Origin of the sequence: Rhodanobacter sp. Root627 (assembly GCF_001427835.1) — a bacterium.
In the GTDB taxonomy this organism is placed as follows: Bacteria; Pseudomonadota; Gammaproteobacteria; order Xanthomonadales; family Rhodanobacteraceae; genus Rhodanobacter; species Rhodanobacter ginsenosidimutans.
On sequence record NZ_LMGW01000001.1, the window covers coordinates 181,943 to 204,306 of the forward strand.

The following is a 22,364-nucleotide window of genomic DNA, read 5'->3' on the forward strand; positions in this document are numbered from 1 at the left end:
CGCACGGCCTCGCAAAGTCGCCATTATGCCATGCGGCCATGCCCCGTACACCGGCGAAAGCCCATGTAAAACCTTTGTAAAGCCGGCGCCGGCGCGCTTCTGCTGACTGTCGTGGATTGCGCTGGGCGCCCGCACGGCCAATGATGCGCGCCATGCGATGGCCATTCTTCAACCATATCCGCCTGCTGCTCCGTTACGCGGGGTTCTTTACCTATTTGTCAGCCGGGACGCCGCTGGTCACCACCTGGGCGGCCGAGCGCCTGAACCAGTTGCAGCGGCCGAGTTTCTCGCTGTTGCTGTGGACGCTGTGCTACCTGGTGTTCGGGCTGATGTACTGGTTGCTGACCAGCAACCTGGGCTCGCGCCGTTACCCCGCGCTGAAGTTGCTGGGCCTGGCGCTGATGACGGCGGCGGCGGTGGCGGTGGGCTGGTACAGCCACAGCGGCCTGTCGGCCATGCTGATGGTGGTGGCCTCGGTGGTCCTGCCCTGGCTGCTGCCGTTCTGGATGGGCGGACTGTGGCTGGTATTGCAGCATTTGAGTCTGGTGGCGGTGTTCGCCACGTTCCCGGAGTACGACCACAGCATCGCGATCGGTTTCGTGCAGGCGAGTGTCTACCTGGGCATTTCCGTGCTGGTGTTCACCACCTCGGCGATCGCCAGCCAGCAGGCGGAGGAGCGCGAAGTGCAGCGCCGCCTCAATTCGGAACTGCGCGCCACGCGGGCCTTGCTGGCCGAGTCCAGCCGCATCGCCGAGCGCATGCGCATCGCCCGCGATCTGCATGACGTCATCGGCCACCACCTCACCGCGCTGAGTCTCAACCTCGAAGTGGCCAGCCACCTCACCAACGAGGCGGCGGGCGCCCACGTGCGCAAGGCGCAGAGCACGGCGCGGCACCTCCTTTCCGACGTGCGCGAAGCGGTGAGCGAACTGCGCCAGGATGATGCGGTCGACCTCACCCGCGCCCTGCGCACGCTTACGGATGGCGTGCCCGGGTTGAAGATCCATGTGGAGATGCCGCCGCGCTTCAGTGTGGAAGATCCGCGGCGGGCACATGTGCTGCTGCGTTGCGCGCAGGAGATCATCACCAACACCGCGCGGCACGCGGGCGCGCGCAACCTGTGGCTGGATTTCGCCTATGCCGAGGCCAGCGAGGTCGGCCTGCAGGCGCGCGACGACGGCCGTGGCGCGGCCCAGGTCAAGCCAGGCAACGGGCTCTCGGGCATGCGCGAGCGGCTGGCCGAATTTGGCGGCAGCGTCACCCTGCATACCGGCGTCAGCCGCGGTTTTGCGCTGTCGGTGCGACTGCCGCTGGGTGAGCACCCGTCGCTGGCGCACGCGCCCACGCGATTCGACCCGCCGGCGCTGCGAATGCCCTGAGCGCCTCTGCCGGCGATGGGGATTGCGGCCACACCAAGGGTTTTCCGTGGCCCGCGCAGACATGCAAGAATGCACTGCTGACGGGGGCGATGCGTCGTGCCGATACCGCCCCATGGGCCTTACTGCTTGAGGATGCGCGATGATTTCCGTTTGTCTCGTCGACGACCAGAATCTGGTGCGCCAGGGCGTACGTTCGCTGCTGGATCTCGCTGCTGACATCCGCGTCGTGGCCGAATGCGCCGACGGCGCCCAGGCGATACGCGAGATTCCGCGGATCAAGCCCGACGTGGTGCTGCTGGACCTGCGCATGCCCAACATGAGCGGGTTGGAAGTGTTGCAGACGCTGGCGTCCCGCGACGAACTGCCGCCCACCATCATCCTCACCACCTTCGACGACGACCAACTGGTGCTGCAGGGGCTGAAGGCCGGTGCGCGCGGTTATCTGCTGAAGGATGTGTCGCTAGAGCAACTGGTCGAGGCGGTGCGCGTGGTGGCCGGCGGCGGCTCGCTGGTGGCGCCGATGGTCACCCAGCGGCTGATGGCCGGGGTGGCACGCATGCAGAACCAGTTCACCAGCCTGGAGCAGCCCGACCCGCTGACCGAGCGCGAAACCGAGATCCTGCGGCTGCTTTCCGGCGGCTACAGCAACAAGGAAATCGCCAATTCGCTGAAAGTGGCCGAGGGCACGGTGAAGAACCACGTATCCAACATCCTTTCCAAGCTGGGCGTCCGCGACCGTACCCGCGCCGTATTGAAGGCGCTGGAACTGGGCATCGTCTGAGCCGCAACGCGGCTCGCCATGGCTGCCGGAATGGCGCCGCGAGGCCGTTTCACGTGGCCATCCATACGGATGTTCCCGGCAATAGCGTTCCAGCCCGCGAGCAAGTAACATCCGTAGCTTCGGCAATTGCCGACCCCCCTTTTGCATCCCTGTAGCAACCCATGGGAGGCACCGCGCCACGCGGTTGGGGAGACCATCCTGGTACTGCCATCCTGGTACTGCGTAGAGACGTTCGGAGACCCTTGGAATGATGCGTGTCCTTGAATTTTTTGTTGCCCTGATCATCGTCGCCCTGATCGGCGTGGTGGCGGGTGTGGTCATGCCGGGCCACGGTCACGTGGAGCGGTCGCTGGTAATCGGCAAGGACATGCGGCAGGTCTACGACGTGCTCGACAATCTTCGCCGCGTGCCCGAGTACTCGGTGTTGCGTTCGTACGATCGGAACACGAAGTTCAGCTTCTCGGGCAATGCCTACGGCCCCGGTGCCGAGTTGAGCTGGAGCAGCGACAACGAGAAGGTAGGCAACGGCAAGCTGACCATCGCCAACGCCACCCCGTCGTTCGACCAGATCACCAGCACCACCAAGACCGCCAGCATCGTCTGGAACCTGGACAACAACTGGCGCGGTCAGGACAAGCACTTCACGCTGGACCTGGAACGCCAGGGCAGCCGCGGTCAGCTGACCGAAGTGACCTGGTCCTATGACGTCGCCTACGGCTGGAACCTGGTCAACCGCTTCGCCAACCTGTACATCCACGGCGATCCGGACTCCTTCGTGGACGTCACGCTGAACAACCTGCAGAACGTGATGGCGACGGTACCGAACATCGACTACGCCGATCTGATCCCGTACATCGTGCAGACGCAGCAAACCCCGGTGCTGCTGGTGCCCACCTCGATCGCCCGCAAGGACGGCCTGGAAGGCTTCGAGGCGGCGACCAGCAAGGCGGTTGCACAGATTCAGGCCACCGCCAAGAAGCTGGGTGTGAACGTCACCGGCCCGCGGGTCGTGTTCACCACCAACTATGGCGACCAGACCTACACCTTCGACGTGGCGATGCCGATCGACAACAGCAGCCTCACCGTCAACGGTCAGGCCGAGCAGCTGACACCTCCCACGCCGCCGGCATTGGATCCCCTTGCCGCACCCGCCGAGTCCAGCAGCAGCAGCGCCGATGCGGACAGTGCCCCGCTGGCCGTGGACAGTCGTGACCGCTACGGTCGCCTGGTTGTCGACGGGAACGTGCGCGCCACGCTGGCCTTCGGTGGCCCGGCCCTGAAGGGCGTGTGGAACGGCACCTTCGCCGGCGTGCCGCAGACCCGCGACATGCTGAAGGCCTATGCACAGACGCATGGCTACGCGTTCGATGACGTGGTCAACCGCCCGTACAACATCCAGACCAAGATCGGCGACAACGTCGAGACGTACTCGCAGTTCGAGATCTACCTGCCGCTGAGCAACGCGCCGGACCAGACCCCGGAGCAGGCCGCCGGCATCAAGCCGCCGTCGCTTGAGGAAGAGGCTCCGGCCAGCGCCGGCTCGGCGGCGGCCCCGGCCAGCGCAAGCAGCGTCGCGCCGGCCAGCAGCAGCGAAGCGCCTGCTGGCGAGTAAGCAGCTACCGCAACACGCAAAGAAGGGCTCTTCCTGACGGAGGAGCCTTTCTTTTTGGTGACCGGCCACGCCGTCACCGGACACTTCGCCGCTTGCGGTACATTGTTCCGATGCACGGCAGCGCTTGGTGCGCAGCCACTGTTCCCGATCGTCGACCGGACATGATAGAAACCGACCAGCTCACCCGTTGCTATGGCCACCTCACCGCGGTGGATGCGTTGAGCATCCGCGCCGAACCGGGCCAGGTGCTGGGGCTGCTGGGCCCGAACGGGGCGGGCAAATCCACGGCGATGCGGATGATCGCCGGCTTCCTGGCGCCGACCTCGGGCACGGCGCGGGTGTGTGGCTACGATATCCGGCGCGAACCGCTGAAGGCGAAGCGGGCATTGGGCTACCTGCCCGAGGGCGCGCCCAGCTACGGCGAGCTGACGGTACGCGAATTTCTGCAGTTCATCGTGCGCATGCGCCGGTTGAAGCCGGAGCTGGGTTACCGGCGCATCGACGAGGTGGTGCACCTGTTGCAACTGGACGACGTGATGGAGCAATGCATCGACACGTTGTCCAAGGGCTTGCGGCGGCGTGTCGGCCTGGCCCAGGCCATCCTGCACGATCCGCCGGTGCTGATGCTGGACGAGCCCACCGATGGCCTGGACCCGAACCAGAAGCACGCCGTGCGCCAGTTGATCGACACCATGGCGCGCGAGCGCACCATCCTCATTTCCACCCACCTGCTGGAAGAAGTGCACGCGCTGTGCAACCGCGTGGTGATCATCGCGCAGGGCACCTTGCTGGCTGATGCCACGCCCGCGGAACTGGAGGCGCGCTCGCGCTACCACGGCGCGGTGTCGTTCAGCGCGCCCGGCAGCGGCGTATCACAGGAGATGCTGGGGCGGTTGCCGCAGGTTGCCGCGATCGAGGTCGACCCGCTGGACGGTCGCATCACCGTGTTCCCCAAGCCGGGCATACGCATCCTGGAGCCGGTGCAGACGCTGTTGCGCGAGCAGGGGCTGGAAGTGTCGGAGATCCAGCTCGAACGTGGCCGGCTGGATGAGGTTTTCCGGCAGATCACCACCGGCACGGCGGGCGCCGCATGAGCCCGATCAATGCGGTGATGCGACGCGAGCTGCGCAGCTATTTCGTGACGCCGGTGGCGTATGTGTTCCTGGTCATCTTCCTGGTGCTCGCCGGCATCCTCACTTTCTACGCCGGCGATTTCTACGCGCGCGGGCAGGCCGACCTGCAGCCGTTTTTCGTGATGCATCCGTGGCTGTACCTGATCCTGGTGCCCGCCATCACCATGCGCATGTGGGCCGAGGAAGCCAAGGGCGGCACGCTGGAACTGCTGCTGACGCTGCCGGTGACGTTGTGGCAGGCGCTGCTGGGCAAGTTCCTGGCCGCATGGCTGTTCATCGGGTTGGCGCTGGGGCTGACGTTTCCGATCTGGATCACGGTCAACTACCTCGGTTCGCCCGACAACGGCGTGATCCTGGCGGGTTATCTCGGGAGCTGGTTCATGGCCGGCACGTTCGTGGCGATCGGTGCCTGCCTGTCCGCGCTGACGCGCAGCCAGGTGATCGCGTTCATCCTCACGGCGCTGGTGTGCGTGCTGTTGATCCTGGTCGGCCAGCCGCAGGTGCTGGAGTTTTTCCAGGGCACCTTGCCGCGCCGGCTGATCAACGCGGTGGCGCATCTGAGCATGCTGCGTCACTTCGGTTCGATCGCCCGCGGCGTGCTCGACCTGCGCGACCTGCTGTATTTCCTGCTCAGCATCGTGGGCTGGCTCACCGCCGGCGTGTTGCTGCTCGACCTGAAAAGGACGCGCTGACCGATGCCGCGCCTGCACCTTCCCGCCTTCCTGACCCGGCCGCTCCAGTTGACGCGCGGCTCGTTGCTGTACGCCGCGCTGGTTTTGCTGGTGCTGGTATTCGTGCCGCTGATCGTCACCACCAGCCGCTGGATGCATGCGGTACGCATCGATCTCACCACGGACCATCTCTACACGCTTTCGCCCGGCACGCTGCACATTGTCGATGGCCTGCGGCAGCCGTTGAAACTCACCCTGTATTTTTCCGAGCACGCCACGCGCGACCTGCCGCAACTGCGCAGTTACGAGCAGCGCGTGCGCGAGATGCTGCAGGAAATGGTGGCGCGTGCGCATGGCCGCATCCGGTTGCAGATCATCGACCCCGTGCCGTATTCCGATGACGAGGCCAATGCCGAAGGCAGCGGGTTGACGGCGGCCAGCGGCGGCAGCAACGGCGAGCGGGTGTTCTTCGGGCTGGCCGGCAACCGGCAGGCCGGCGACGGCGACAACGAGGTGGTCAGCCAGGTGCCGGAGAAGGCGCTGAGCATCCCGTTCTTCGATCCGGCGCGCGAGGCGTTCCTGGAATACGACATCGCCAAGTTGCTGTACGAGCTGGATCAGACGCGCAAGCCGCCGATCGGCGTGATCAGCGCGTTGCCGGTGGAGGGCAAGCCGGTGCTGGGCCAGCAACCCTGGGCGGCGGTGCAGCAGCTGAGCCAGTTGTTCGACCTGCGCGTGCTGGATCCTGCGCAATTGAAGCGGGTGGACCCGAACCTGAAGATGCTCTGGTTGATCCAGCCGACGCATTTGTCGAGCGATGCCTTGTACGCGATCGACCAGTACCTGCTTCAGGGCGGCCACCTGGCGGTGTTTGTCGACCCCGATGCCGAGCAACTGCAGAGCTCGCCGTACGACGTCGGCGCAGCGTTGCCGGAGCACAGCTCCGACCTGCCGCGGATGTTCGCGGCGTGGGGCGTGGTGTATGACCCGCGCCAGGTCGTGCTCGACCGTTCGCGCGCGCTGCAGATCGAGCTGGCCGGAAGCAGCCTCAACCATCCGGCGATGCTGGGCCTGGGCGCGCAGGAGCTCAATCGCAACGACGTGATCACCGCCAGCCTGCAGCGCGTGAATCTGTCCACCGCCGGATACTTCGACCTTGCGCCCGATGCCGGCACGCGGCTGATTCCGTTGTTGCAGAGCACCGGCGACGCCGAGGCGGTCTCCACCCAGCGCACCATGCAGGCCACCGCCGACCCGGCCTCGCTGCTGCAGGATTACCGGCCGGACAATATCCACTACGTGCTGGCGGCGCGGCTGCAGGGGCCGTTCCGGAGCGCCTTCCCCGAGCGGGCGGGCGAGCCCGGCCACCTGGCCAGTTCACGCAGCAACGCCGAGGTGGTGCTGGTGGCCGATACGGACCTGCTCAGCGACCGGCTGTGGGTGGAGACACAGACCATCCTCGGCCAGCCGATGCTGAGCGCGTTCGCCAACAACGGTGATTTCATCGCCAACATGGTGGACAACCTCAGCGGTTCGTCGGCGCTGCTTTCGATCCGCGGCCGCGCCACGTCGCAGCGCCCCTTCACCCGCGTCGAGGCGTTGCGCAACGCGGCCAACCAGAAATTCCTGCAGAAGAAGCAGGAGCTGGAGCGCGAGCTGGCCGATACCCGCCGCCGGCTGGAGGAGCTGCAGCCGGCCAAGGGCGGCAGCGGCGATACGGTGACCGTCGAGCAGCGGCGCGAGATCGAACAATTCCGCCAGCGCCAGATGGCGATCCACACCGAACTGCGCAACGTCCAGCATCAGCTCAATGCCGAAATCGATGCCTTGGGCCTGCGCCTGAAGTTCATCAATATCGTGCTGGTGCCGGTGTTGGTGATCCTGATCGGCCTGCTGTACGGCTGGCGGCGCGCACGGCACAGTCGGCGCCGGCGCTCGTGAGGGCGGCAATCTGCCGCAACGTGGCGGGCGCCGCGGGGAGGATTCCGGCGCCGCGCCCGACTATGCTGGCGGGATCGCGCTCGCCGGTGCGCGGATTCGTCGTGGTGGCCTGAGTTGATTGCAACGTTGTTGAAATGGATCGTGCCGTGGGAGTTCTCCTGGATCTTCCTGGCGATTTTCGTGCTGACCTGCGTGCTGTACTGGCGTGGCAGCCGCCGGATGTCGGTGAGTTTCAGCCGCAAGCTGGCGTTCTGGACCGGCATGGCGATCATCTACCTGTCGCTGCACACCTATCTTGATTACTTCGCCGAGCACGAGTTTTTCGTGCATCGCATCCAGCAATTGCTGTTGCATCATCTGGCGCCGCTGCTGATCGTCACCGCGTTTCCTGGCACGGTGTTGCGTGCGGGCATGCCGTTTTCATGGCGCATGCGCCTGTGGGTGCCGTTGCGTCGCTCGTGGCCGTGGCGCGTGGTGACTGGCGTGCTGCTGAACCCCACCGTGGCGACGGTGCTGTTCATCGGCTTCATCCTGGTGTGGCTGATTCCCTCGATGCAGACGCTGGCGATGCTGGACTGGCGCATCTACCGCTTCATGAACTGGAGCATGTTGATCAGCGGTTTCGCCTACTGGTCGCTGGTGCTCGATCACCGGCCGCACCCGCCGGGGCGGATGACCGCAGGGCTGCGGGTGCTGTCGCCGGGGATCACCATGACGCCGCAGATCATCGCCGGCGCCATCATCACGTTCTCGCACACCGACCTGTACCCGATCTTCGAGATCTGCGGCCGCGCCTTCACCTTCAACGTGCTCACCGGGCAGCTGATCGGCGGCGTCATCATCTGGGTGCCGTCGGCCTTGCTGGAATCGATCGGCGCGATGATGGCCATGCGCCAGTGGCTGCGGCTGTCACGCAATGGCCGGCTGCCGCGAAGGCCGCAACCGCGCCGGGTGGAGGCGAGCCGTTCGGCGTAACGGTTTTGCCGCTCAGTGCCCCGAGTGTGGCTCGCCTGCATCGATGGCATTGGCCGGGCGAGCCGCGAAGTCGGTGGCCAGGGTGCTGCCGTCGCTGAACTTCAGTGTGAGCTTGACGGTGTCCCCGGGTTTTACCGGGGTTTTCGCCTTCATCAGCATCAGGTGATAGCCGGCCGGGGCCAGCACCGCTTCGCCATGTGCCGGCACGGTCAGCGTGTCGACCATGCTCATGCGGCTCATCCCGCCGGCGGTTGAGCTGTGGTGCAGCATCACCTCGGCATACGCCGTGCTAGTGGCACCAGTGAGCGCCACGGGTTGCGCGCTGTCATTGTGCAGCGTCACGTACGCACCGGCAGGGAGCGCGCCGGGCAACACGCGGATCCACGCATTGCTGGCGTGGACGTGGTCGGCCGCCGTGGCCTGCACGCCGTTGGTCAGCAACAGGCCGGCCAGCAACAAGCCAGCGTTGAGGAAAGGCCGTCGAGTCGGCTTCATGGCGTGGCTCCGGTGTCGAGCAGCAGATGCAGGTCGTGGACGAGGTCGTCCTGCGAGGCGGATGGCGTGGCCAGCAGGCGCGCCTTGCCCTCGCGATCGAAGATGTAGATGGCCGAGCTGTGGCTCACTTCGTAATTGCCGTCGGCATCGCCCGGCTCGCGGGTGAAGGCGGAGCGATAGCGCTTGCTCAGCGCCTCGACCGCGCGCGCGCTTCCCACCAGGCCCACCGCGCGCTTGTCGAACGCGTTGACGTAGGCGTGCATGATGGCGGGCGTGTCCCGCGCCGGGTCCACGCTGACGAACAGGATGCGCGCACCATCGGCCAATGGCCCCAGCCGCTGCATCACCACATGGAGCTGGGCCAGGGTCAGCGGGCAGACGTCCGGGCAGTGGGTGTAGCCGAAGTACAGCAGCACCACCTTGCCGCGATAATCCGCGCCCGTCACCGCCTTGCCGTTGTCGTCGGTGAGCTTGAAGTCCAGATCCGGCATGTGCCCGCTGATATTGGTCAGGCGCAGGGGCAGCGGTTCGCTGCGGCAACCGCCGAGCAAGGCGCCCATGGCAAGCAGCAACAGCAGGGGGAGGCACAGCAGGTAGCGGGGCTTCATGCGAAAATCCGGTGTTCTGATCCCTTCCAGCATACGACACCGGCCCCTGCGCCGGCTCCGCCAACCCGGAAATTTCCCCATGCCGCGACAACCTGTCCGTACCCCGCTTGCGCTGCTGGTCGGCCTGGCCGGTGCCAGTGCGGTGATGCTGGGCGCGTTCGGTGCGCATGCCTTGCGCCAGGTGCTGGACCCACAACACCGCGAGCTGTGGCGCACCGCGGTCGATTACCACGCCTGGCACGCGCTGGCATTGGTGCTGGCGGTGGGGTTGGGGCGCGGCCGCAGCGGCTGCTTCGCGGTGGGCGCGTTCGCGCTCGGCATTGTGCTGTTCAGCGGCAGTCTTTACGCGCTGGCGTTGGGTGCACCGCGCTGGGCCGGCGTGGTGACGCCGCTGGGCGGGCTGGCGTTCATCGCGGGCTGGATCGCGCTGGGGCTGTCGCTGCGCCGCGGTAACACATAGTTCCAGCGGGTGACATCGTGCTGTCATCCGGCGGTGGGACGCTTCCGGCATGAACATGCAGATCGCCCTTCGGCATGCACACACGATCAGCCCGTCGCGATTCTGGCGGCTCGTACCGTGGCTCGGCTTTGCGTTGCTGGCGGCAGGGATGCTGCAACTCCTGTGGCCGCCCGTCACCGGCAGTGACAACACGACGTCGGCAACGCCGATAGCACCGCTGGTGCATTGGAGCGATGCGGATCACGACTGGTTGCTGGTCGTCGATCAAGCTTCCGGCGAACTGGTGGTCTACGACGCCAACGACGGCCGCCCGCTGCACCGCCTGGGCGCGGCCAATGGCAGCACCGGGAATGGGGAATAGGGAATAGGGAATCGGAAGAGCGCTCTTCGCCGGCTCGAAAGAGGCAGCGGGCGCCGAGCCCTTTGCTTTTCCCATTCCCTATTCCCTATTCCCGGCTGCTACCCATGGGGTGGCTACGCGAACGTGGCCGCATACAATGCCGGTTTGCCGCCCGGGAAAACCCCATGAAGCCATTCGGTACGCCGCACTCCAGCCACGCCTTGCGTGTCCTTCTGCTGGGCGCGGGTGAGCTGGGCAAGGAAGTGGCGATCGAGCTGCAGCGCTATGCGGTGGAGGTGATCGCAGTGGATCGCTACGCCGACGCGCCGGCTATGCAGGTGGCCCATCGCAGCCACGTGATCGACATGCTCGATGGCGCGGCGCTGCGGGCCGTGATCGAGCTGGAAAAGCCCGACCTGGTGGTGCCCGAGATCGAGGCGATCCATACACCGACCCTGATCGAGCTGGAGAAGGAGGGCCAGCGGGTGATCCCCACCGCCCGCGCCGCCTGGCTCACGATGGATCGCGAAGGCATCCGCAAGCTGGCCGCCGAGGAATTGAAACTGCCCACCTCGCCGTACCGCTTCTGCAATGACGAGGCCGAGTACCGCGAGGCGGCCGCCGCCATCGGCTACCCGTTCGTGATCAAGCCGGTGATGAGCTCGTCGGGCAAGGGCCAGAGCGTGGTGCGCGACGCCAGCGAATTGCCGCAAGCCTGGGCGTACGCGCAATCGGGCGGCCGCGCGGGCAAGGGCCGGGTGATCGTGGAGGGTTTCGTCGATTTCGACTACGAGATCACCATGTTGACGGTGCGGCACGTGAACGGCGTGAGCTTCTGCGCGCCGATCGGCCATCGGCAGGAGCAGGGCGATTACCGCGAATCGTGGCAGCCGCAACCCATGAGCCCGGCCGCCCATGCCGAGGCGCAGCGGCAGGCGGCGGCGATCACCGGCGCGCTGGGTGGCTGGGGCGTGTTCGGCGTGGAGTTTTTCGTCAAGGGTGACACGGTGATTTTCTCGGAGGTGAGCCCGCGGCCGCACGACACCGGCCTGGTCACGATGATCTCGCAGGAGTTCTCCGAGTTCGCGCTGCATGCGCGGGCGATCCTGGGCCTGCCGATCCCGGTGATCCACCAGTTCGGCCCGTCGGCTTCGTGCGCGGTGCTGGTGGAGGGCGATGGTGCCGGGCCGCGTTACCACGGCGTCGCCGAGGCGCTGGCCGAACCGGATACGCAACTGCGCCTGTTCGGCAAACCTGCCGTCAGCGGGCGCCGCCGCATGGCGGTCACCCTGGCCCGAGCCGATACACTGGACGCGGCGGTCGCCAAGGCCGTGCGCGCCGCGGCGTGTTTGCGCGTCGAGCTGTAGGCCGCCACATCCGATTCACCTGCACGGGAGCAAGACATGCCATCCACCGGTTTCGCGCATTGGCTGATCGTTCTGGTCGAGACCTTTGCCGCACTGTTCCTGTTGCTGCTGGCGTTGTTCGTGGTGGTGCTGCTGGTGACCTGGTTGGTGGATCGCAACCAGACCGGCAATGCGGTGCTGCGCAATTTCCCGGTGATCGGCCACTTCCGTTACTGGTTCCTGCACCTGGGCGAGTTCTTTCGCCAATACCTTTATTCCAGCGACCGCGAGGAGATGCCGTTCAACCGCGCGCAACGCACCTGGGTGTACCGCGCGGCCAAGAACGTGGACAACACCGGCGCGTTCGGCTCCAGCCGCGACTTGCGCGGCGAAGGCGTACCGTTTTTCGTCAACGCGCCGTTCCCGAATCTGGGCGAGGACCACGTCGAACCGGTGCCGGTCACCATCGGCCCGTATGCGCGCCAGCCCTACAGCCACGCGGCCTTCTTCAACATCTCGGCGATGAGCTTCGGCGCGCTGTCCGCGCCGGCCGTGCGCGCGCTGTCACGCGGCGCGGCCAAGGCGGGCATCTGGATGGATACGGGCGAGGGCGGGCTGGCGCCGTACCACCTGGAAGGCGGCTGCGACATCATCTTCGAGATCGGCACCGCCAAGTACGGCGTGCGCACGCCCGAGGGCAAGCTGGACGACGACAAGCTGCTGGCGATCTGCGCCCACGAGCAGGTGAAGATGGTCAGCATCAAGCTGGGGCAGGGCGCCAAGCCGGGCATGGGCGGCTTGTTGCCGGGGGCGAAGGTCACCGCCGAGATCGCGGCGATCCGCGGCATTCCGATGGGCGAGGATTCGCAAAGCCCGAACCGCCATCTCGATATCGGCAACGTGAATGAGCTGCTCGATGCGATCGTCCATATCCGTGAACTCACCGGCAAGCCGGTGGGCTTCAAGGCAGTGTTGGGTGGCGCCGACTGGATCGGCGAGATGTGCGACGAAATCGCCCGCCGCGGTATCCGCAGCGCGCCGGACTTCATCATCGTCGACGGCTCCGAAGGCGGTACCGGCGCGGCACCGCAGACGCTGATGGAAGGCGTGGGGTTGCCGTTGCACGAAGCACTGCCGGCCTTGCTGGACATGCTGATCGTCAAAGGGCTGCGCCAGCGCATCAAGGTGGTCTGCTCGGGCAAATGCGTCACCGCCTACGACGTGGCGTGGGCGCTGTCGGTAGGTGCGGATTTCGTCAATTCCGCCCGCGGCTTCATGCTGGCGCTGGGCTGCATCCAGTCGCTGCAGTGCAACCGCAATACCTGCCCCACGGGCATCACCACGCAAAACCCGAAGCTGCAGCGCGGCCTGGTGGTGGCGGACAAGAGCGAGCGCGTCTTCCACTACGCCCGCAACGTGATGCACGAAGTGGGCATCATCGCGCACAGCTGCGGCGTGGCCGAACCGCGCCAGCTCAACCGCGGCCATTGCCGCGTGGTGGGTGACGACGGCTTGTCGATCCCGCTGGAAAAGCTGTTCCCGTATCCGAAGGCAAACGAAAGCGTCGTGTAGGAGCGCACCGAAGTGCGCGATGCGTTTCGTGGGATTCGGGATTCGGGATTCGGGATTCGGGATTCGGGATTCGCTAGAGCAAGAGCAAGAGCTCGCGCACTTCGGTGCGCTCCTACGGCAGTGTCGACCAGCCATCGGCGTGGCGCACTTGCAGCGGGTGGAAGCGGCGCTTGTAGTCCATCTTCGGGTGACCTTCGATCCAGAAGCCCAGGTACAGCCAGGGCACAGCGCGACGCCGGGCCAGTTCCACCTGTTGCAGGATGGCGAAGGTGCCCAGGCTGCGCGCCTGCTCGGTTGGGTCGAAGAACGTGTAGACCGCAGACAGTCCACCCAAACACACGTCGGTGACGGCCACGCCCAGCAGGCGCGGGCCGAGGCGCAGCTCCAGGAACAGGGTGGGGCTCCACGGTGCGGTCAGGAAGCGGCTGAAATCGGTGGGGTCGGCATCGTCCATGCCGCCATCGGGGTGACGGCTTTTCAGGTAGGTCGCGTACAGCGCGTGGCGCTCGTCGGTGTAGCCGGCCATCGCCTCGATCACGGTGAGGTCGGCATTACGCTTCAGGCAACGCCGCTGCGAGCGGTCCGGGCGGAAGTTTTCCGCATCGACGCGACACGGCGTGCAGGCGTTGCATTGCGGGCAGTGGGGAAAATACAGATGCCCGCCGGCGCGGCGAAAACCGCGTTCCAGTGCCGGGCCGTACAAGGCATCGAGCTGCGGCGCGGCCGGGTCGATCACCAGGTTCTGCGCGCTGCGCTCCGCGAAATACCCGCAGGGGTGCGGCAGGGTCTGAAACAGGCGGACTTGTTCGGAGCGCATCGGCTGATTCTATGCCTCTCTCCGCGCGGCATGTGCAGGAGCGGCTTCAGCCGCGACAAGCCAAAAGCATCCCGGCTGAAGCCGCTCCCACACAAGAGGCGGAACTCAGATCACGTGCATGTAGCGCAGCATCACCATCGCGAACGCCGCCAGCAGCACGGCCAATGCGATCCGGCGCGCCCGCGCCACGGCGTTCTTGCGCTTCGTGGTGGGCGAAGGGTTGCGTGCCTGGGCCAATTCCTCGCCGTGGCGGATCACCGGCTCGATGCCCAGGTCGCGCAGCAGCACGCGGGCACGGGTGTAGTCGTCGGCGCGGGTAACCCACACTTGCGGCCAGCGGTCGCGGTCGTCGAACTGCTGCGAATAGCTGAAGCGATCGTAGCTGGGCCGGTTGTACCTGGAGCGGTTGGTAACCGAGCTTTCGATGTCGTGCTCGGCCAGCAAGGCGACCACGCGATCGATGTTTTCGGCACGGGGAGAGGTATAGATCAGGCGCATCCGGGCAGTCTAGCAGGCCGCTGAAAACAAGCCGCGCGCCCAAATGTCGGAGGCATTTACTCCGCCCGAAGCCGGATCAGGCCTTCCTGCGCGGTCGACGCCACCAGGGTGCCATCGCGGCTGAAGATCTGCCCGCGCGCCAGCCCGCGCCCGCCCTGGGCGGTGGGGCTGTCGAACGAGTAGAGCAGCCATTCGTCGACGCGGAACGGGCGATGGAACCACAGCGCATGGTCGAGGCTGGCCATCTGCACGTTGTGGGTGAGGTAGGAAATGCCGTGCGGCAGCGTGGCGGTGCCGATCAGATGGAAATCCGAGGCGTACGCCAGCAGCGCACGATGCAGGATGGCCGCGTCGTCGATCGGCGAGGTGAGCTTGAACCAGATGTGCTGGATCGGCGGCCGCTTGGCCGGGTGGCGCTCATCGCGCGGCCACACCTGGCGAAACTCGAACGGGCCATCGATGCCCAGCCAGCGCTGCAGCTTTACTGGCAGGCGTTCCAGCTCATCGGGCGGCAGCGGATGCAGCGGCTCCACGTCCTCGGGCGCGGGCACTTCGGGCATCGTGGTCTGGTGCTCCACGCCGCGTTCGGGCAACTGGAACGAGATCGACCCGTTCAGGATCGGCTGGCCGTGCTGGATCGCGACCACCCGCCGCGACGAGAACGTGCCGCCGTCGCGGGTGCGCTCCACGTTGTAGACGATGGGCGCCTCGATGTCGCCGGCGCGCAGGAAATACGCATGCAGCGAGTGCGCCTCGCGCGCCACGTCCACCGTCTGCTGCGCCGCCGCCAGCGCCTGGCCCAGCACCTGCCCGCCGAAAACGAAGCGGGTGCCGATGTCGCGACTCTGGCCGCGGAACAGGTTGTCCTCCAACCGCTCCAGTTGCAGCAATTCAACCAGTTCGGTGACGTGGTTCGGGGCCATCGGGGGAGACCTGTTGCGCGGCGAAACCGCCGATTATACGGAAAGGGGTTTCGGCGGCGGCGCGGAGAGGCCTGGGACGGCGGATCAACCGTGCCACCGCTCCAGCGCGCCATCCCACAGCACCACGTCCCACGGGAACATCGGCCCCGGATCGAGCTTGCGGTGGATTTCCAGCGCGGGATCGTCGGTCGCGGGCATCATCGCCGTATCCAGATCCTCGTGGCCGGCGATCCGCTTGAGGTTGGGGAACGCCGCACGCAACTGCGCCAGCAGTGCGCGCAAGGCGTCGAGCTGAACGACGGGGTAGGGCTCGGTCATGGCCTGCCGCCGCGAATCCCACCAGTCGGGATAGCGCCCCCGGTTGACCAGCTCGATGCCGATCGAGTGCTCGTTGTGGCCGCGCACATGGTGGGCCACGCGATCACCCGGCACATAGCGGTAGATCGCGCCGTCGCGGTCGATGTAGTAATGGCCGCTGTTGCCCGTGCCGCTGGCGTGCAGCACGCGCTCGCCGTACTCGCGGGCCATCGCAAGGTCGGGCAGTTCGGTGCAGTGGATCACCACCAGATCGATCGCGTCGGCGGCCCGCGCGGGCAGCAGGTCGATGTAAGGCAGCGGCTGCTCATGGATGCTCAGGTTCATGGCGGCAGTTTCGCATGCGGCCGGCCGCAAACGCCGCCTGTTACCATGCGCGCCTTGCATTCCGCGTTTCAGGAGCCCGCCATGCGCGGCCACGTCATACTTTCGCATGGTTCCGATTCCAGCCCGGATGCCACCAAGGTCAGCGCGCTTGCCGCGCTGGCCGAATCGTTGGGCTGGCATACCCAGCGACCCGATTACGGCGCCGATGACGCGCACGGCCACGCCGGTTCGGTCGCACCACGCATCTCCCGTCTGCGGGCGGCGATCGAGGCATTGGACGCGCCCCCCGTATTGGTCGGTTCCAGCATGGGCGCATTCGCTTCCGCGCTGGCATCGCTGGCGGTGCCGGTGGCCGGTTTGCTGCTGCTGGCCACGCCGCCGGCGATCCCCGGTTACGCGCACGCGCTGGATATGCGCCGCGACGTGCCCACGATGCTGATTCATGGCTGGCGCGATGAAGTCTGCCCCGCAGGCGATGTGCAGGCGTTTGCCGCCACCAGCCGGCTGCCGTTGCTGATGCTGGACGACGACCACCGCCTGGGCGCCAGCATGCCGGCCATCGCGGCGCAATTCCGCCTGCTGCTCGATACCGTGGCGGCCACCGCATGAGCGCCTATTTCGCCACCTGCCCCAAGGGGCTGGAATACCTGCTGCGCGATGAGCTGATCGCGCTGGGCGCCAGCGACGTGCGCGAGACGCTGGCCGGTTCGCATTTTTCCGGCACGCTGGAAACCGCCTACCGCGCCTGCCTGTGGTCGCGCCTGGCCAGCCGCATCCTGGTGCCGCTGGCCGAGTTCGATGCGGCCGACGAGGATGCGCTTTACCGCGGTGCGCAGCAGATCGACTGGAGCCAGCACCTGGCCGCGCACGGCACCTTCGCCGTGGATGCGGGTACCGCGCTGAGCAAGCTCAACCACAGTCAATTCGTGGGGCTGCGGGTGAAGGATGCGGTGGTCGACCAGTTCCGCCAGCGCGATGGCACCCGGCCCGGCATCGACACCGATGAGCCGGACATCCGCATCAACGTGCGGCTGCGCCGCGATCGCGCCACGTTGTCGCTGGATCTGGCCGGCTCGCCGCTGCATCGTCGCGGTTGGCGCGAACTGCAGGGCGAGGCGCCGCTGAAGGAAAACCTGGCCGCCGCGATGCTGTTGCGCGCGCGCTGGCCGGAAATCTATGCCGCCGGCGGCGCACTGCTCGACCCCATGTGCGGTTCCGGCACCTTGCTGATCGAAGGCGCCTTGATGGCGGCCGACGTGGCGCCTGGCCTGCGTCGCGAGTATTTCGGTTTCCTGGGCTGGCAACAACACGACATTGCGCTGTGGCGCGGCCTGCTGGACGAAGCACGCCAGCGCGCCGAAACGGGCCTGCGCGCCTTGCGCAGCGAGTTCTTCGGCAGCGACGCCGACCCGCGCATGATCCAGACGGCCAAACGCAATGCGCAGGAAGCGGGCGTCGCCGGGTTCTTCACCCTGGACCGGCTTGACGTGACCCACGCCAGGCCGCCCGCGGGCCTCACGTCGGGCCTGGTGATCACCAACCCGCCGTATGGCGAACGGCTTGGCGACCGCACCGAGATGCCGAAGCTGTACCGCGCCCTGGGCGAAACGCTGCGTGCCCATTTCAACGGCTGGCGCGGCGCCGTGCTGGCCGGCGACGTGGAGCTGGGCCGGGCGATGCAACTGCATGCGGACAAGCGCTATGTGCTTTATAACGGCGCGCTGGAAACCGTGTTGCTGACGTTCGACCTCAAGCCCCGCGACACCGCGCCGCGCGACCCCAAGCCATTGTCGGCCGGCGCGCAGATGCTGAAGAATCGGCTGGAGAAAAACGTCAAGCACCTGCGCAAGCGGCTGAACCGCGAAGGCATCCATTGCTGGCGCGCCTACGACCAGGACCTGCCCGAATACGCCGCCGCGATCGACGTCTACGGCGACACCAGCGGCGACGATCACCTGCACATCCAGGAATACCGCGCACCTGCCGACGTGCCGCCCGATGTGGCGCGCCTGCGTTTGCGCGAGATCGCCCGCGTGGCCGGCGAGGTGCTGGGCGTGCCGCGCGAACGCATCGCGATCAAGACCCGCGAGCGCGGCAAGGGCGGCTCCAAATACGGCCAGCTCGACCAGCGCAACGAGTTCATCGAGGTGGAGGAGGATGGGCTGAAGTTCCTGGTCAACCTCACCGATTACCTCGATACCGGCCTGTTCCTCGACCATCGCATGGTGCGGGCGAAGGTGCGCGAACTGGCCGACGGCAAGTGCTTCCTCAACCTGTTTGCCTATACCGCTACCGCCAGCGTGCACGCGGCGGCGGGCGGTGCGCTGGAAACCACCAGCGTGGACTTGTCGGCGACCTACCTGGAGTGGGCGTCGCGCAACTTGGCGCTGAACGGTTTCAGCGGCGCCAGCCATCGGCTGATGCAGTTCGACGCGCTGGATTTCCTGCAGCGCGACCGCGGCCATTACGGGCTGATCTTCGTTGACCCGCCCACCTTCTCCAACTCCAAGCGCGCCGAGGATTTCGACGTGCAGCGCGACCATGTGAAGCTGCTCGAAGCCTGCAACGAGCGGCTGACCCGCGACGGCGTGATCGTGTTCTCCAACAATTTCCGCCGCTTCAAGCTGGACCGGGAGGCACTGGAAACACACTTCGAGATCGAGGACTGGACCGCGCCCAGCATCCCGTTCGACTTCGCCCGCCGGACCGATATCCACGGTTGCTGGCTGCTGCGCCGACGCAAGCCCGACCCGGGTATCAACCCCTGGGATACGGCGCGCATCAAAAAGTGAACCTTTCAGTCCATATTAAGCGTTCGCGGATGAGCATTACGCCGTACAACGGAGAAAACCTCATGACCAAGCGTTTCGGCGTTACCGGCAAATTCGCGGCCCTCGGCCTGGCAGTGTTGGCTGCCGTGGCCATGCCGCTGGGCGCTTCGGCGCGCGGGCATGGTGGTCACCATGGCTACCATGGCGGTCATTACAGCGGGCATTACTACCGTGGCGGGCACGGCTACGGCCATGGCTACCATGGCGGGCACTGGAGCGGCGGCCGCTGGATCGCCGGCGCCATCGTTACCGGCGCGGTGATCGGCCTGATCAACGACGCCACGCGGCCCACGTATTACGAACAGCCGGTGGTGTACAGCCAGCCGCGCACGGTGATCTATGAGAGCGCGCCGGTGGTTACCCGTCGCGTGGTCGAGACCCGCACGGTCTATACCGATTCGTCGAACACGCGCTACATCCGTGACGACGGTTACTACGGCGATTGAACCACGACATTGCGAAGAACGAGCCCGGCCAGTCCGGGCTTTTTCTTTTTTTGGGATACGGCGCGCAGTGGCGCCATCCGTCCGCGCCCGGATGAATACTGAAGCACCGCCGGTGGCCGCATGTCACAAAAAGTGAACGCGTTGGGCGGCATCCTTCGCCCATGGATCGATCCCCCTTCTTCGCTGCGCCGCCCGGCTTTCCTGTTGCGGCGGTTGCCATTTCCCGGGACGGACAGCGGTGACGGTGGTGGTATCGCCGGTCGAACTGGCCGACATGGCTGCGCGCTTTCGCGGCGTGCGCCAACGCACCCTGGATCTGTGTGCCGGACTGTCCGCCGAAGACCTGCAAATTCAGTCGATGGCCGATGCCAGCCCCGGCAAATGGCATCTCGCGCACACCAGCTGGTTCTTCGAGCAGTTCGTGCTTGCCCGCGATCCGGCCTGGAAGCCGCGCAACGAAGCGTGGCTGTACCTGTTCAACTCCTACTACCAGTCGGTCGGCCCGATGCACGCGCGGCCGCAGCGCGGCTTGCTGTCGCGCCCGTCGCTGGAAGAGGTGTTCGCGTATCGGCGCTACGTCGACGACGCGGTGGGCAAACTGCTCGCAAGCCACGCGGATGCCGAGCTGACCACGCTGGTGGAACTTGGCCTGCAGCACGAACAACAGCACCAGGAATTGCTGCTGACCGACATCAAGCACGCGTTCTCGTGCAATCCCCTGCGCCCGGCCTACCACGCCGCACCCGCGGCGGACGCCGGTGCGCCGGTGCCCCAGCGTTTCATCCCCGGGCGCGAAGGCATCGTCGAAACCGGCAACGACGCGGAAGGCTTTGCGTTCGACAACGAAACGCCGCGCCATCGCGAATTGCTGCACCCGCACGCGCTGGCCAATCGGCTGGTGACCAACGCCGAGTACCTGGCGTTCGTGCGCGAAGGTGGTTATCGCGAACCGGGGCTGTGGCTTTCCGATGGCTGGGCCACCGTGCAGCGCGAGGGTTGGCAGCACCCGCTGTATTGGGATGACGACCTGGCGCGCGAGTTCACCCTGGCCGGCATGCAGGCGCTGTCGCCGCACGCGCCGGTGTGCCACTTGAGCTATTACGAAGCGGACGCGTTCGCGCGCTGGGCCGGCGCCCGCCTGCCGACCGAGGCCGAATGGGAATCGGCCGCTTCGCGGGTTGGCGTTGCCGGCAACCTGCAGGAAACCGGGCGTCTGCATCCGGCGCCGGCCGAGCCCGGCGATGACATGCTTCAGATGTATGGCGACGTGTGGGAATGGACCGCGTCGCCGTACATCAGCTATCCGGGCTTTCGCCCGTTGCCCGGTTCGCTGGGCGAATACAACGGCAAATTCATGTGCGGTCAGTGGGTGTTGCGTGGCGGGTCCTGCGCGACCCCGCGCGATCACGTGCGCGCCAGCTACCGCAACTTTTTTCCACCTCATGCCCGCTGGCAGTTTTCCGGGCTACGACTGGGACAGGATCGATGAACACCATGCAACCTTGCGGCATCGAGGATGACGATCGCCAGCCACCGATGAATGGTTTGCTGGAGATTGCGCAACGCGGGCTGGGCCTGAAACCCAAGCGCCTGCCGTCGTGGCTGTTTTACGACGAGCGTGGCTCCGCGTTGTTCGAGCAGATCTGCGAGCAGCCGGAGTACTACCTCACCCGCCGCGAAATCGCGCTGATGGACGAGCACGCGGCCAGCATTGCCGACAGCCTCGGCAGCGATGTGCGGCTGGTGGAGTACGGCAGCGGCAACGCGCTCAAGACCAGCCAGTTGCTGCGGCAGATGCACGCGCCGGTGGCTTACGTGCCGGTGGAAATTTCGCCGGAGCCGCTGCAGCAGAGCGTGGAGCGCCTGGCCAGGGAGTTTCCGTCGTTGCCGGTGCAGCCATTGTGTGCGGATTTCAGCAAGTCACTGCGCTTGCCGATTCCGCCGCGGGCGCCGCGTCGCACCGTGGTCTACTTCCCCGGCTCGACCATCGGCAATTTCGAGAGCCGCGAAGCGGTCGCGTTGCTGCGCAAGATCCGCAACGAAATGGGCGACGCCGGCGGCGTCCTGGTGGGTGTGGATCTGAAGAAGGATCCCGCAGTGATCGAGGCGGCGTACAACGACCGCGCCGGGGTCACTGCCGCTTTCACCCTGAACATGCTGGAGCGGCTCAACCGCGAAATCGGCAGTGATTTCGTGCTCTCGCAGTTTGCCCACCGCGCGCACTACAACCCGATGGCCGGGCGCATCGAGACGCACATCGTGAGCCGTTGCGCGCAGCAGGTGAAGATCGGCCGGGCCAGCGTGGCGTTTCGCGAGGACGAGGCGATCCAGGTGGAATACAGCTGCAAGTATTCGGTCGAGGATTTCGCGGCCATGGCTGCTCGCGCCGGGCTGGCCGTCGAACAGGTGTGGATGGACGCGAAGAAGATGTTCAGCGTGCAGTATCTGGTGCGTGCCAGCACGGTCGCGCGCTAACACCGAATCGTCAATCTCGCGATGGCGCGCCCGCGCTAGCTCAGTACGACCGGCGTGGGCAGCGTGTTTCCGTACCATTTGCGCCGCTCCTCGCGACAGCTGGGGCTGCCCATGGCGTACTTGCGGCAGATCCCGGGACGGTCGGCGTAGATGGTGCACCGCATGGTCAGCGGATCGAGCGCGGCGCACCAGCCGTCCTCACCCTTGGCCAGGGTTTCCATGCCATGGTCGTCGTGCTCGATCAGCCAGTCGGGGACATGATCGTCGGGCATCAGCACGACGGTGAGCCGGCAACACACAGCCTCGCACGACGTGCAATGCACGGTGGGATCCACACTTTCCGCGTAGCTGTCGGGGGACTTGGTCACACCACAGTATGACCGGGTCACGCGGCTTGAACGTGAACCGGGCGTCTGCGC

General features: G+C 66.3%; 23 protein-coding genes. 16 read left to right on the top strand and 7 right to left on the bottom strand.

Annotation, left to right across the window (positions count from 1 at the left end; genetic code table 11):
* Positions 1 to 152 precede the first annotated feature (152 nt).
* The 7 genes from ASD68_RS00900 (at position 153) to ASD68_RS00930 (ending at position 8,492) form a co-directional block, all read left to right on the top strand.
* A complete protein-coding gene (locus tag ASD68_RS00900) occupies positions 153 to 1,379 on the top strand; it encodes a sensor histidine kinase (RefSeq protein ID WP_040669972.1) in 1,227 nt (408 codons plus the stop codon).
* Positions 1,380 to 1,518: 139 nt separating this feature from the next.
* Positions 1,519 to 2,160 carry a response regulator transcription factor gene (locus ASD68_RS00905; protein WP_007079885.1) on the top strand — a complete coding sequence of 214 codons (642 nt, stop codon included), beginning with the start codon at positions 1,519 to 1,521 and terminating at the stop codon, positions 2,158 to 2,160.
* A gap of 247 nt (positions 2,161 to 2,407) precedes the next feature.
* Positions 2,408 to 3,772 carry a hypothetical protein gene (locus tag ASD68_RS00910; RefSeq protein WP_056602567.1) on the top strand — a complete coding sequence of 455 codons (1,365 nt, stop codon included), beginning with the start codon at positions 2,408 to 2,410 and terminating at the stop codon, positions 3,770 to 3,772.
* A 161-nt stretch (positions 3,773 to 3,933) separates the two neighbouring features.
* Positions 3,934 to 4,866 carry an ABC transporter ATP-binding protein gene (locus ASD68_RS00915; protein ID WP_007079883.1) on the top strand — a complete coding sequence of 311 codons (933 nt, stop codon included), beginning with the start codon at positions 3,934 to 3,936 and terminating at the stop codon, positions 4,864 to 4,866.
* Entirely contained in the window at positions 4,863 to 5,597 is a 735-nt protein-coding gene (locus tag ASD68_RS00920) for an ABC transporter permease subunit (RefSeq protein ID WP_007079882.1), read from the top strand. The genes ASD68_RS00915 and ASD68_RS00920 overlap by 4 nt, the downstream gene beginning before the upstream one ends.
* A gap of 3 nt (positions 5,598 to 5,600) precedes the next feature.
* Entirely contained in the window at positions 5,601 to 7,517 is a 1,917-nt protein-coding gene (locus ASD68_RS00925; RefSeq protein WP_056602569.1) for a Gldg family protein, read from the top strand.
* Positions 7,518 to 7,631: 114 nt separating this feature from the next.
* A complete protein-coding gene (locus tag ASD68_RS00930) occupies positions 7,632 to 8,492 on the top strand; it encodes a cytochrome c oxidase assembly protein (RefSeq protein ID WP_056602571.1) in 861 nt (286 codons plus the stop codon).
* A gap of 12 nt (positions 8,493 to 8,504) precedes the next feature.
* On the opposite strand, the gene ASD68_RS00935 is transcribed toward ASD68_RS00930, so the two are convergent.
* A complete protein-coding gene (locus ASD68_RS00935; RefSeq protein WP_056602573.1) occupies positions 8,505 to 8,987 on the bottom strand; it encodes a copper chaperone PCu(A)C in 483 nt (160 codons plus the stop codon).
* Positions 8,984 to 9,595 carry an SCO family protein gene (locus ASD68_RS00940; RefSeq protein ID WP_056077696.1) on the bottom strand — a complete coding sequence of 204 codons (612 nt, stop codon included), beginning with the start codon at positions 9,593 to 9,595 and terminating at the stop codon, positions 8,984 to 8,986. Before ASD68_RS00940 ends, ASD68_RS00935 begins: the two co-directional genes overlap by 4 nt.
* A 79-nt stretch (positions 9,596 to 9,674) precedes the next feature.
* Between ASD68_RS00940 and ASD68_RS00945 the strand changes: the two genes are divergently transcribed.
* From ASD68_RS00945 to ASD68_RS00960, 4 genes are all read left to right on the top strand, one after another.
* Positions 9,675 to 10,055, top strand: a complete 381-nt coding sequence (locus ASD68_RS00945) for a DUF423 domain-containing protein (RefSeq protein ID WP_056602575.1) — start codon at positions 9,675 to 9,677, stop codon at positions 10,053 to 10,055.
* Positions 10,056 to 10,110: 55 nt separating this feature from the next.
* Positions 10,111 to 10,416, top strand: coding sequence for a hypothetical protein (locus tag ASD68_RS00950; RefSeq protein ID WP_235578596.1), 306 nt, complete (start codon positions 10,111 to 10,113; stop codon positions 10,414 to 10,416).
* Between the two features lie 164 nt (positions 10,417 to 10,580).
* On the top strand, positions 10,581 to 11,762 hold the full coding sequence (gene purT, locus ASD68_RS00955; protein ID WP_056602576.1) for a formate-dependent phosphoribosylglycinamide formyltransferase: 1,182 nt from the start codon (positions 10,581 to 10,583) through the stop codon (positions 11,760 to 11,762).
* Between the two features lie 36 nt (positions 11,763 to 11,798).
* On the top strand, positions 11,799 to 13,313 hold the full coding sequence (locus tag ASD68_RS00960; protein WP_056602578.1) for an FMN-binding glutamate synthase family protein: 1,515 nt from the start codon (positions 11,799 to 11,801) through the stop codon (positions 13,311 to 13,313).
* Between the two features lie 112 nt (positions 13,314 to 13,425).
* On the opposite strand, the gene ASD68_RS00965 is transcribed toward ASD68_RS00960, so the two are convergent.
* From ASD68_RS00965 to ASD68_RS00980, 4 genes are all read right to left on the bottom strand, one after another.
* The gene (locus tag ASD68_RS00965) at positions 13,426 to 14,130 is read right to left on the bottom strand and encodes an arginyltransferase (RefSeq protein ID WP_056602580.1); all 705 of its coding nucleotides are present in this window, start codon (positions 14,128 to 14,130) and stop codon (positions 13,426 to 13,428) included.
* A 105-nt stretch (positions 14,131 to 14,235) separates the two neighbouring features.
* Positions 14,236 to 14,628, bottom strand: a complete 393-nt coding sequence (locus tag ASD68_RS00970; protein ID WP_056602583.1) for a hypothetical protein — start codon at positions 14,626 to 14,628, stop codon at positions 14,236 to 14,238.
* Positions 14,629 to 14,684: 56 nt separating this feature from the next.
* A complete protein-coding gene (locus ASD68_RS00975) occupies positions 14,685 to 15,551 on the bottom strand; it encodes an acyl-CoA thioesterase II (protein WP_056077716.1) in 867 nt (288 codons plus the stop codon).
* 84 nt (positions 15,552 to 15,635) lie between these two features.
* Positions 15,636 to 16,193, bottom strand: a complete 558-nt coding sequence (locus ASD68_RS00980; RefSeq protein ID WP_056602585.1) for an N-acetylmuramoyl-L-alanine amidase — start codon at positions 16,191 to 16,193, stop codon at positions 15,636 to 15,638.
* A gap of 81 nt (positions 16,194 to 16,274) precedes the next feature.
* Here ASD68_RS00980 and ASD68_RS00985 point away from each other — a divergent pair, with 81 nt between their 5' ends.
* The 5 genes from ASD68_RS00985 to egtD all read left to right on the top strand — a co-directional run bounded on the left by ASD68_RS00985 (position 16,275) and on the right by egtD (position 21,945).
* On the top strand, positions 16,275 to 16,802 hold the full coding sequence (locus ASD68_RS00985) for an alpha/beta fold hydrolase (protein ID WP_056604951.1): 528 nt from the start codon (positions 16,275 to 16,277) through the stop codon (positions 16,800 to 16,802).
* Entirely contained in the window at positions 16,799 to 18,985 is a 2,187-nt protein-coding gene (gene rlmKL, locus ASD68_RS00990) for a bifunctional 23S rRNA (guanine(2069)-N(7))-methyltransferase RlmK/23S rRNA (guanine(2445)-N(2))-methyltransferase RlmL (RefSeq protein ID WP_056602587.1), read from the top strand. Before ASD68_RS00985 ends, rlmKL begins: the two co-directional genes overlap by 4 nt.
* A gap of 62 nt (positions 18,986 to 19,047) precedes the next feature.
* The gene (locus ASD68_RS00995; RefSeq protein WP_056602589.1) at positions 19,048 to 19,470 is read left to right on the top strand and encodes a hypothetical protein; all 423 of its coding nucleotides are present in this window, start codon (positions 19,048 to 19,050) and stop codon (positions 19,468 to 19,470) included.
* Positions 19,471 to 19,744: 274 nt separating this feature from the next.
* Positions 19,745 to 20,959, top strand: a complete 1,215-nt coding sequence (gene egtB, locus ASD68_RS01000; RefSeq protein WP_056604954.1) for an ergothioneine biosynthesis protein EgtB — start codon at positions 19,745 to 19,747, stop codon at positions 20,957 to 20,959.
* Positions 20,956 to 21,945, top strand: coding sequence for an L-histidine N(alpha)-methyltransferase (gene egtD, locus ASD68_RS01005; RefSeq protein WP_082545904.1), 990 nt, complete (start codon positions 20,956 to 20,958; stop codon positions 21,943 to 21,945). Before egtB ends, egtD begins: the two co-directional genes overlap by 4 nt.
* Positions 21,946 to 21,980: 35 nt before the next feature.
* Here egtD and ASD68_RS01010 read toward each other — a convergent pair whose 3' ends face one another.
* Positions 21,981 to 22,313 (bottom strand): YkgJ family cysteine cluster protein, encoded by a 333-nt coding sequence (locus ASD68_RS01010; protein WP_056077728.1) that lies wholly within the window; start codon positions 22,311 to 22,313, stop codon positions 21,981 to 21,983.
* Between the last annotated feature and the right edge of the window lie 51 nt (positions 22,314 to 22,364).

Coding starts and splice junctions, on each gene's coding strand:
- ASD68_RS00900 (WP_040669972.1), top strand. CDS start 153: ATGCGATGGCCATTCTTCAACCATATCCGCCTGCTGCTCCGTTACGCG.
- ASD68_RS00905 (WP_007079885.1), top strand. CDS start 1,519: ATGATTTCCGTTTGTCTCGTCGACGACCAGAATCTGGTGCGCCAGGGC.
- ASD68_RS00910 (WP_056602567.1), top strand. CDS start 2,408: ATGATGCGTGTCCTTGAATTTTTTGTTGCCCTGATCATCGTCGCCCTG.
- ASD68_RS00915 (WP_007079883.1), top strand. CDS start 3,934: ATGATAGAAACCGACCAGCTCACCCGTTGCTATGGCCACCTCACCGCG.
- ASD68_RS00920 (WP_007079882.1), top strand. CDS start 4,863: ATGAGCCCGATCAATGCGGTGATGCGACGCGAGCTGCGCAGCTATTTC.
- ASD68_RS00925 (WP_056602569.1), top strand. CDS start 5,601: ATGCCGCGCCTGCACCTTCCCGCCTTCCTGACCCGGCCGCTCCAGTTG.
- ASD68_RS00935 (WP_056602573.1), bottom strand. CDS start 8,987: ATGAAGCCGACTCGACGGCCTTTCCTCAACGCTGGCTTGTTGCTGGCC.
- ASD68_RS00940 (WP_056077696.1), bottom strand. CDS start 9,595: ATGAAGCCCCGCTACCTGCTGTGCCTCCCCCTGCTGTTGCTGCTTGCC.
- ASD68_RS00945 (WP_056602575.1), top strand. CDS start 9,675: ATGCCGCGACAACCTGTCCGTACCCCGCTTGCGCTGCTGGTCGGCCTG.
- ASD68_RS00950 (WP_235578596.1), top strand. CDS start 10,111: ATGCAGATCGCCCTTCGGCATGCACACACGATCAGCCCGTCGCGATTC.
- purT (WP_056602576.1), top strand. CDS start 10,581: ATGAAGCCATTCGGTACGCCGCACTCCAGCCACGCCTTGCGTGTCCTT.
- ASD68_RS00960 (WP_056602578.1), top strand. CDS start 11,799: ATGCCATCCACCGGTTTCGCGCATTGGCTGATCGTTCTGGTCGAGACC.
- ASD68_RS00965 (WP_056602580.1), bottom strand. CDS start 14,130: ATGCGCTCCGAACAAGTCCGCCTGTTTCAGACCCTGCCGCACCCCTGC.
- ASD68_RS00970 (WP_056602583.1), bottom strand. CDS start 14,628: ATGCGCCTGATCTATACCTCTCCCCGTGCCGAAAACATCGATCGCGTG.
- ASD68_RS00975 (WP_056077716.1), bottom strand. CDS start 15,551: ATGGCCCCGAACCACGTCACCGAACTGGTTGAATTGCTGCAACTGGAG.
- ASD68_RS00980 (WP_056602585.1), bottom strand. CDS start 16,193: ATGAACCTGAGCATCCATGAGCAGCCGCTGCCTTACATCGACCTGCTG.
- ASD68_RS00985 (WP_056604951.1), top strand. CDS start 16,275: ATGCGCGGCCACGTCATACTTTCGCATGGTTCCGATTCCAGCCCGGAT.
- rlmKL (WP_056602587.1), top strand. CDS start 16,799: ATGAGCGCCTATTTCGCCACCTGCCCCAAGGGGCTGGAATACCTGCTG.
- ASD68_RS00995 (WP_056602589.1), top strand. CDS start 19,048: ATGACCAAGCGTTTCGGCGTTACCGGCAAATTCGCGGCCCTCGGCCTG.
- egtB (WP_056604954.1), top strand. CDS start 19,745: ATGGCTGCGCGCTTTCGCGGCGTGCGCCAACGCACCCTGGATCTGTGT.
- egtD (WP_082545904.1), top strand. CDS start 20,956: ATGAACACCATGCAACCTTGCGGCATCGAGGATGACGATCGCCAGCCA.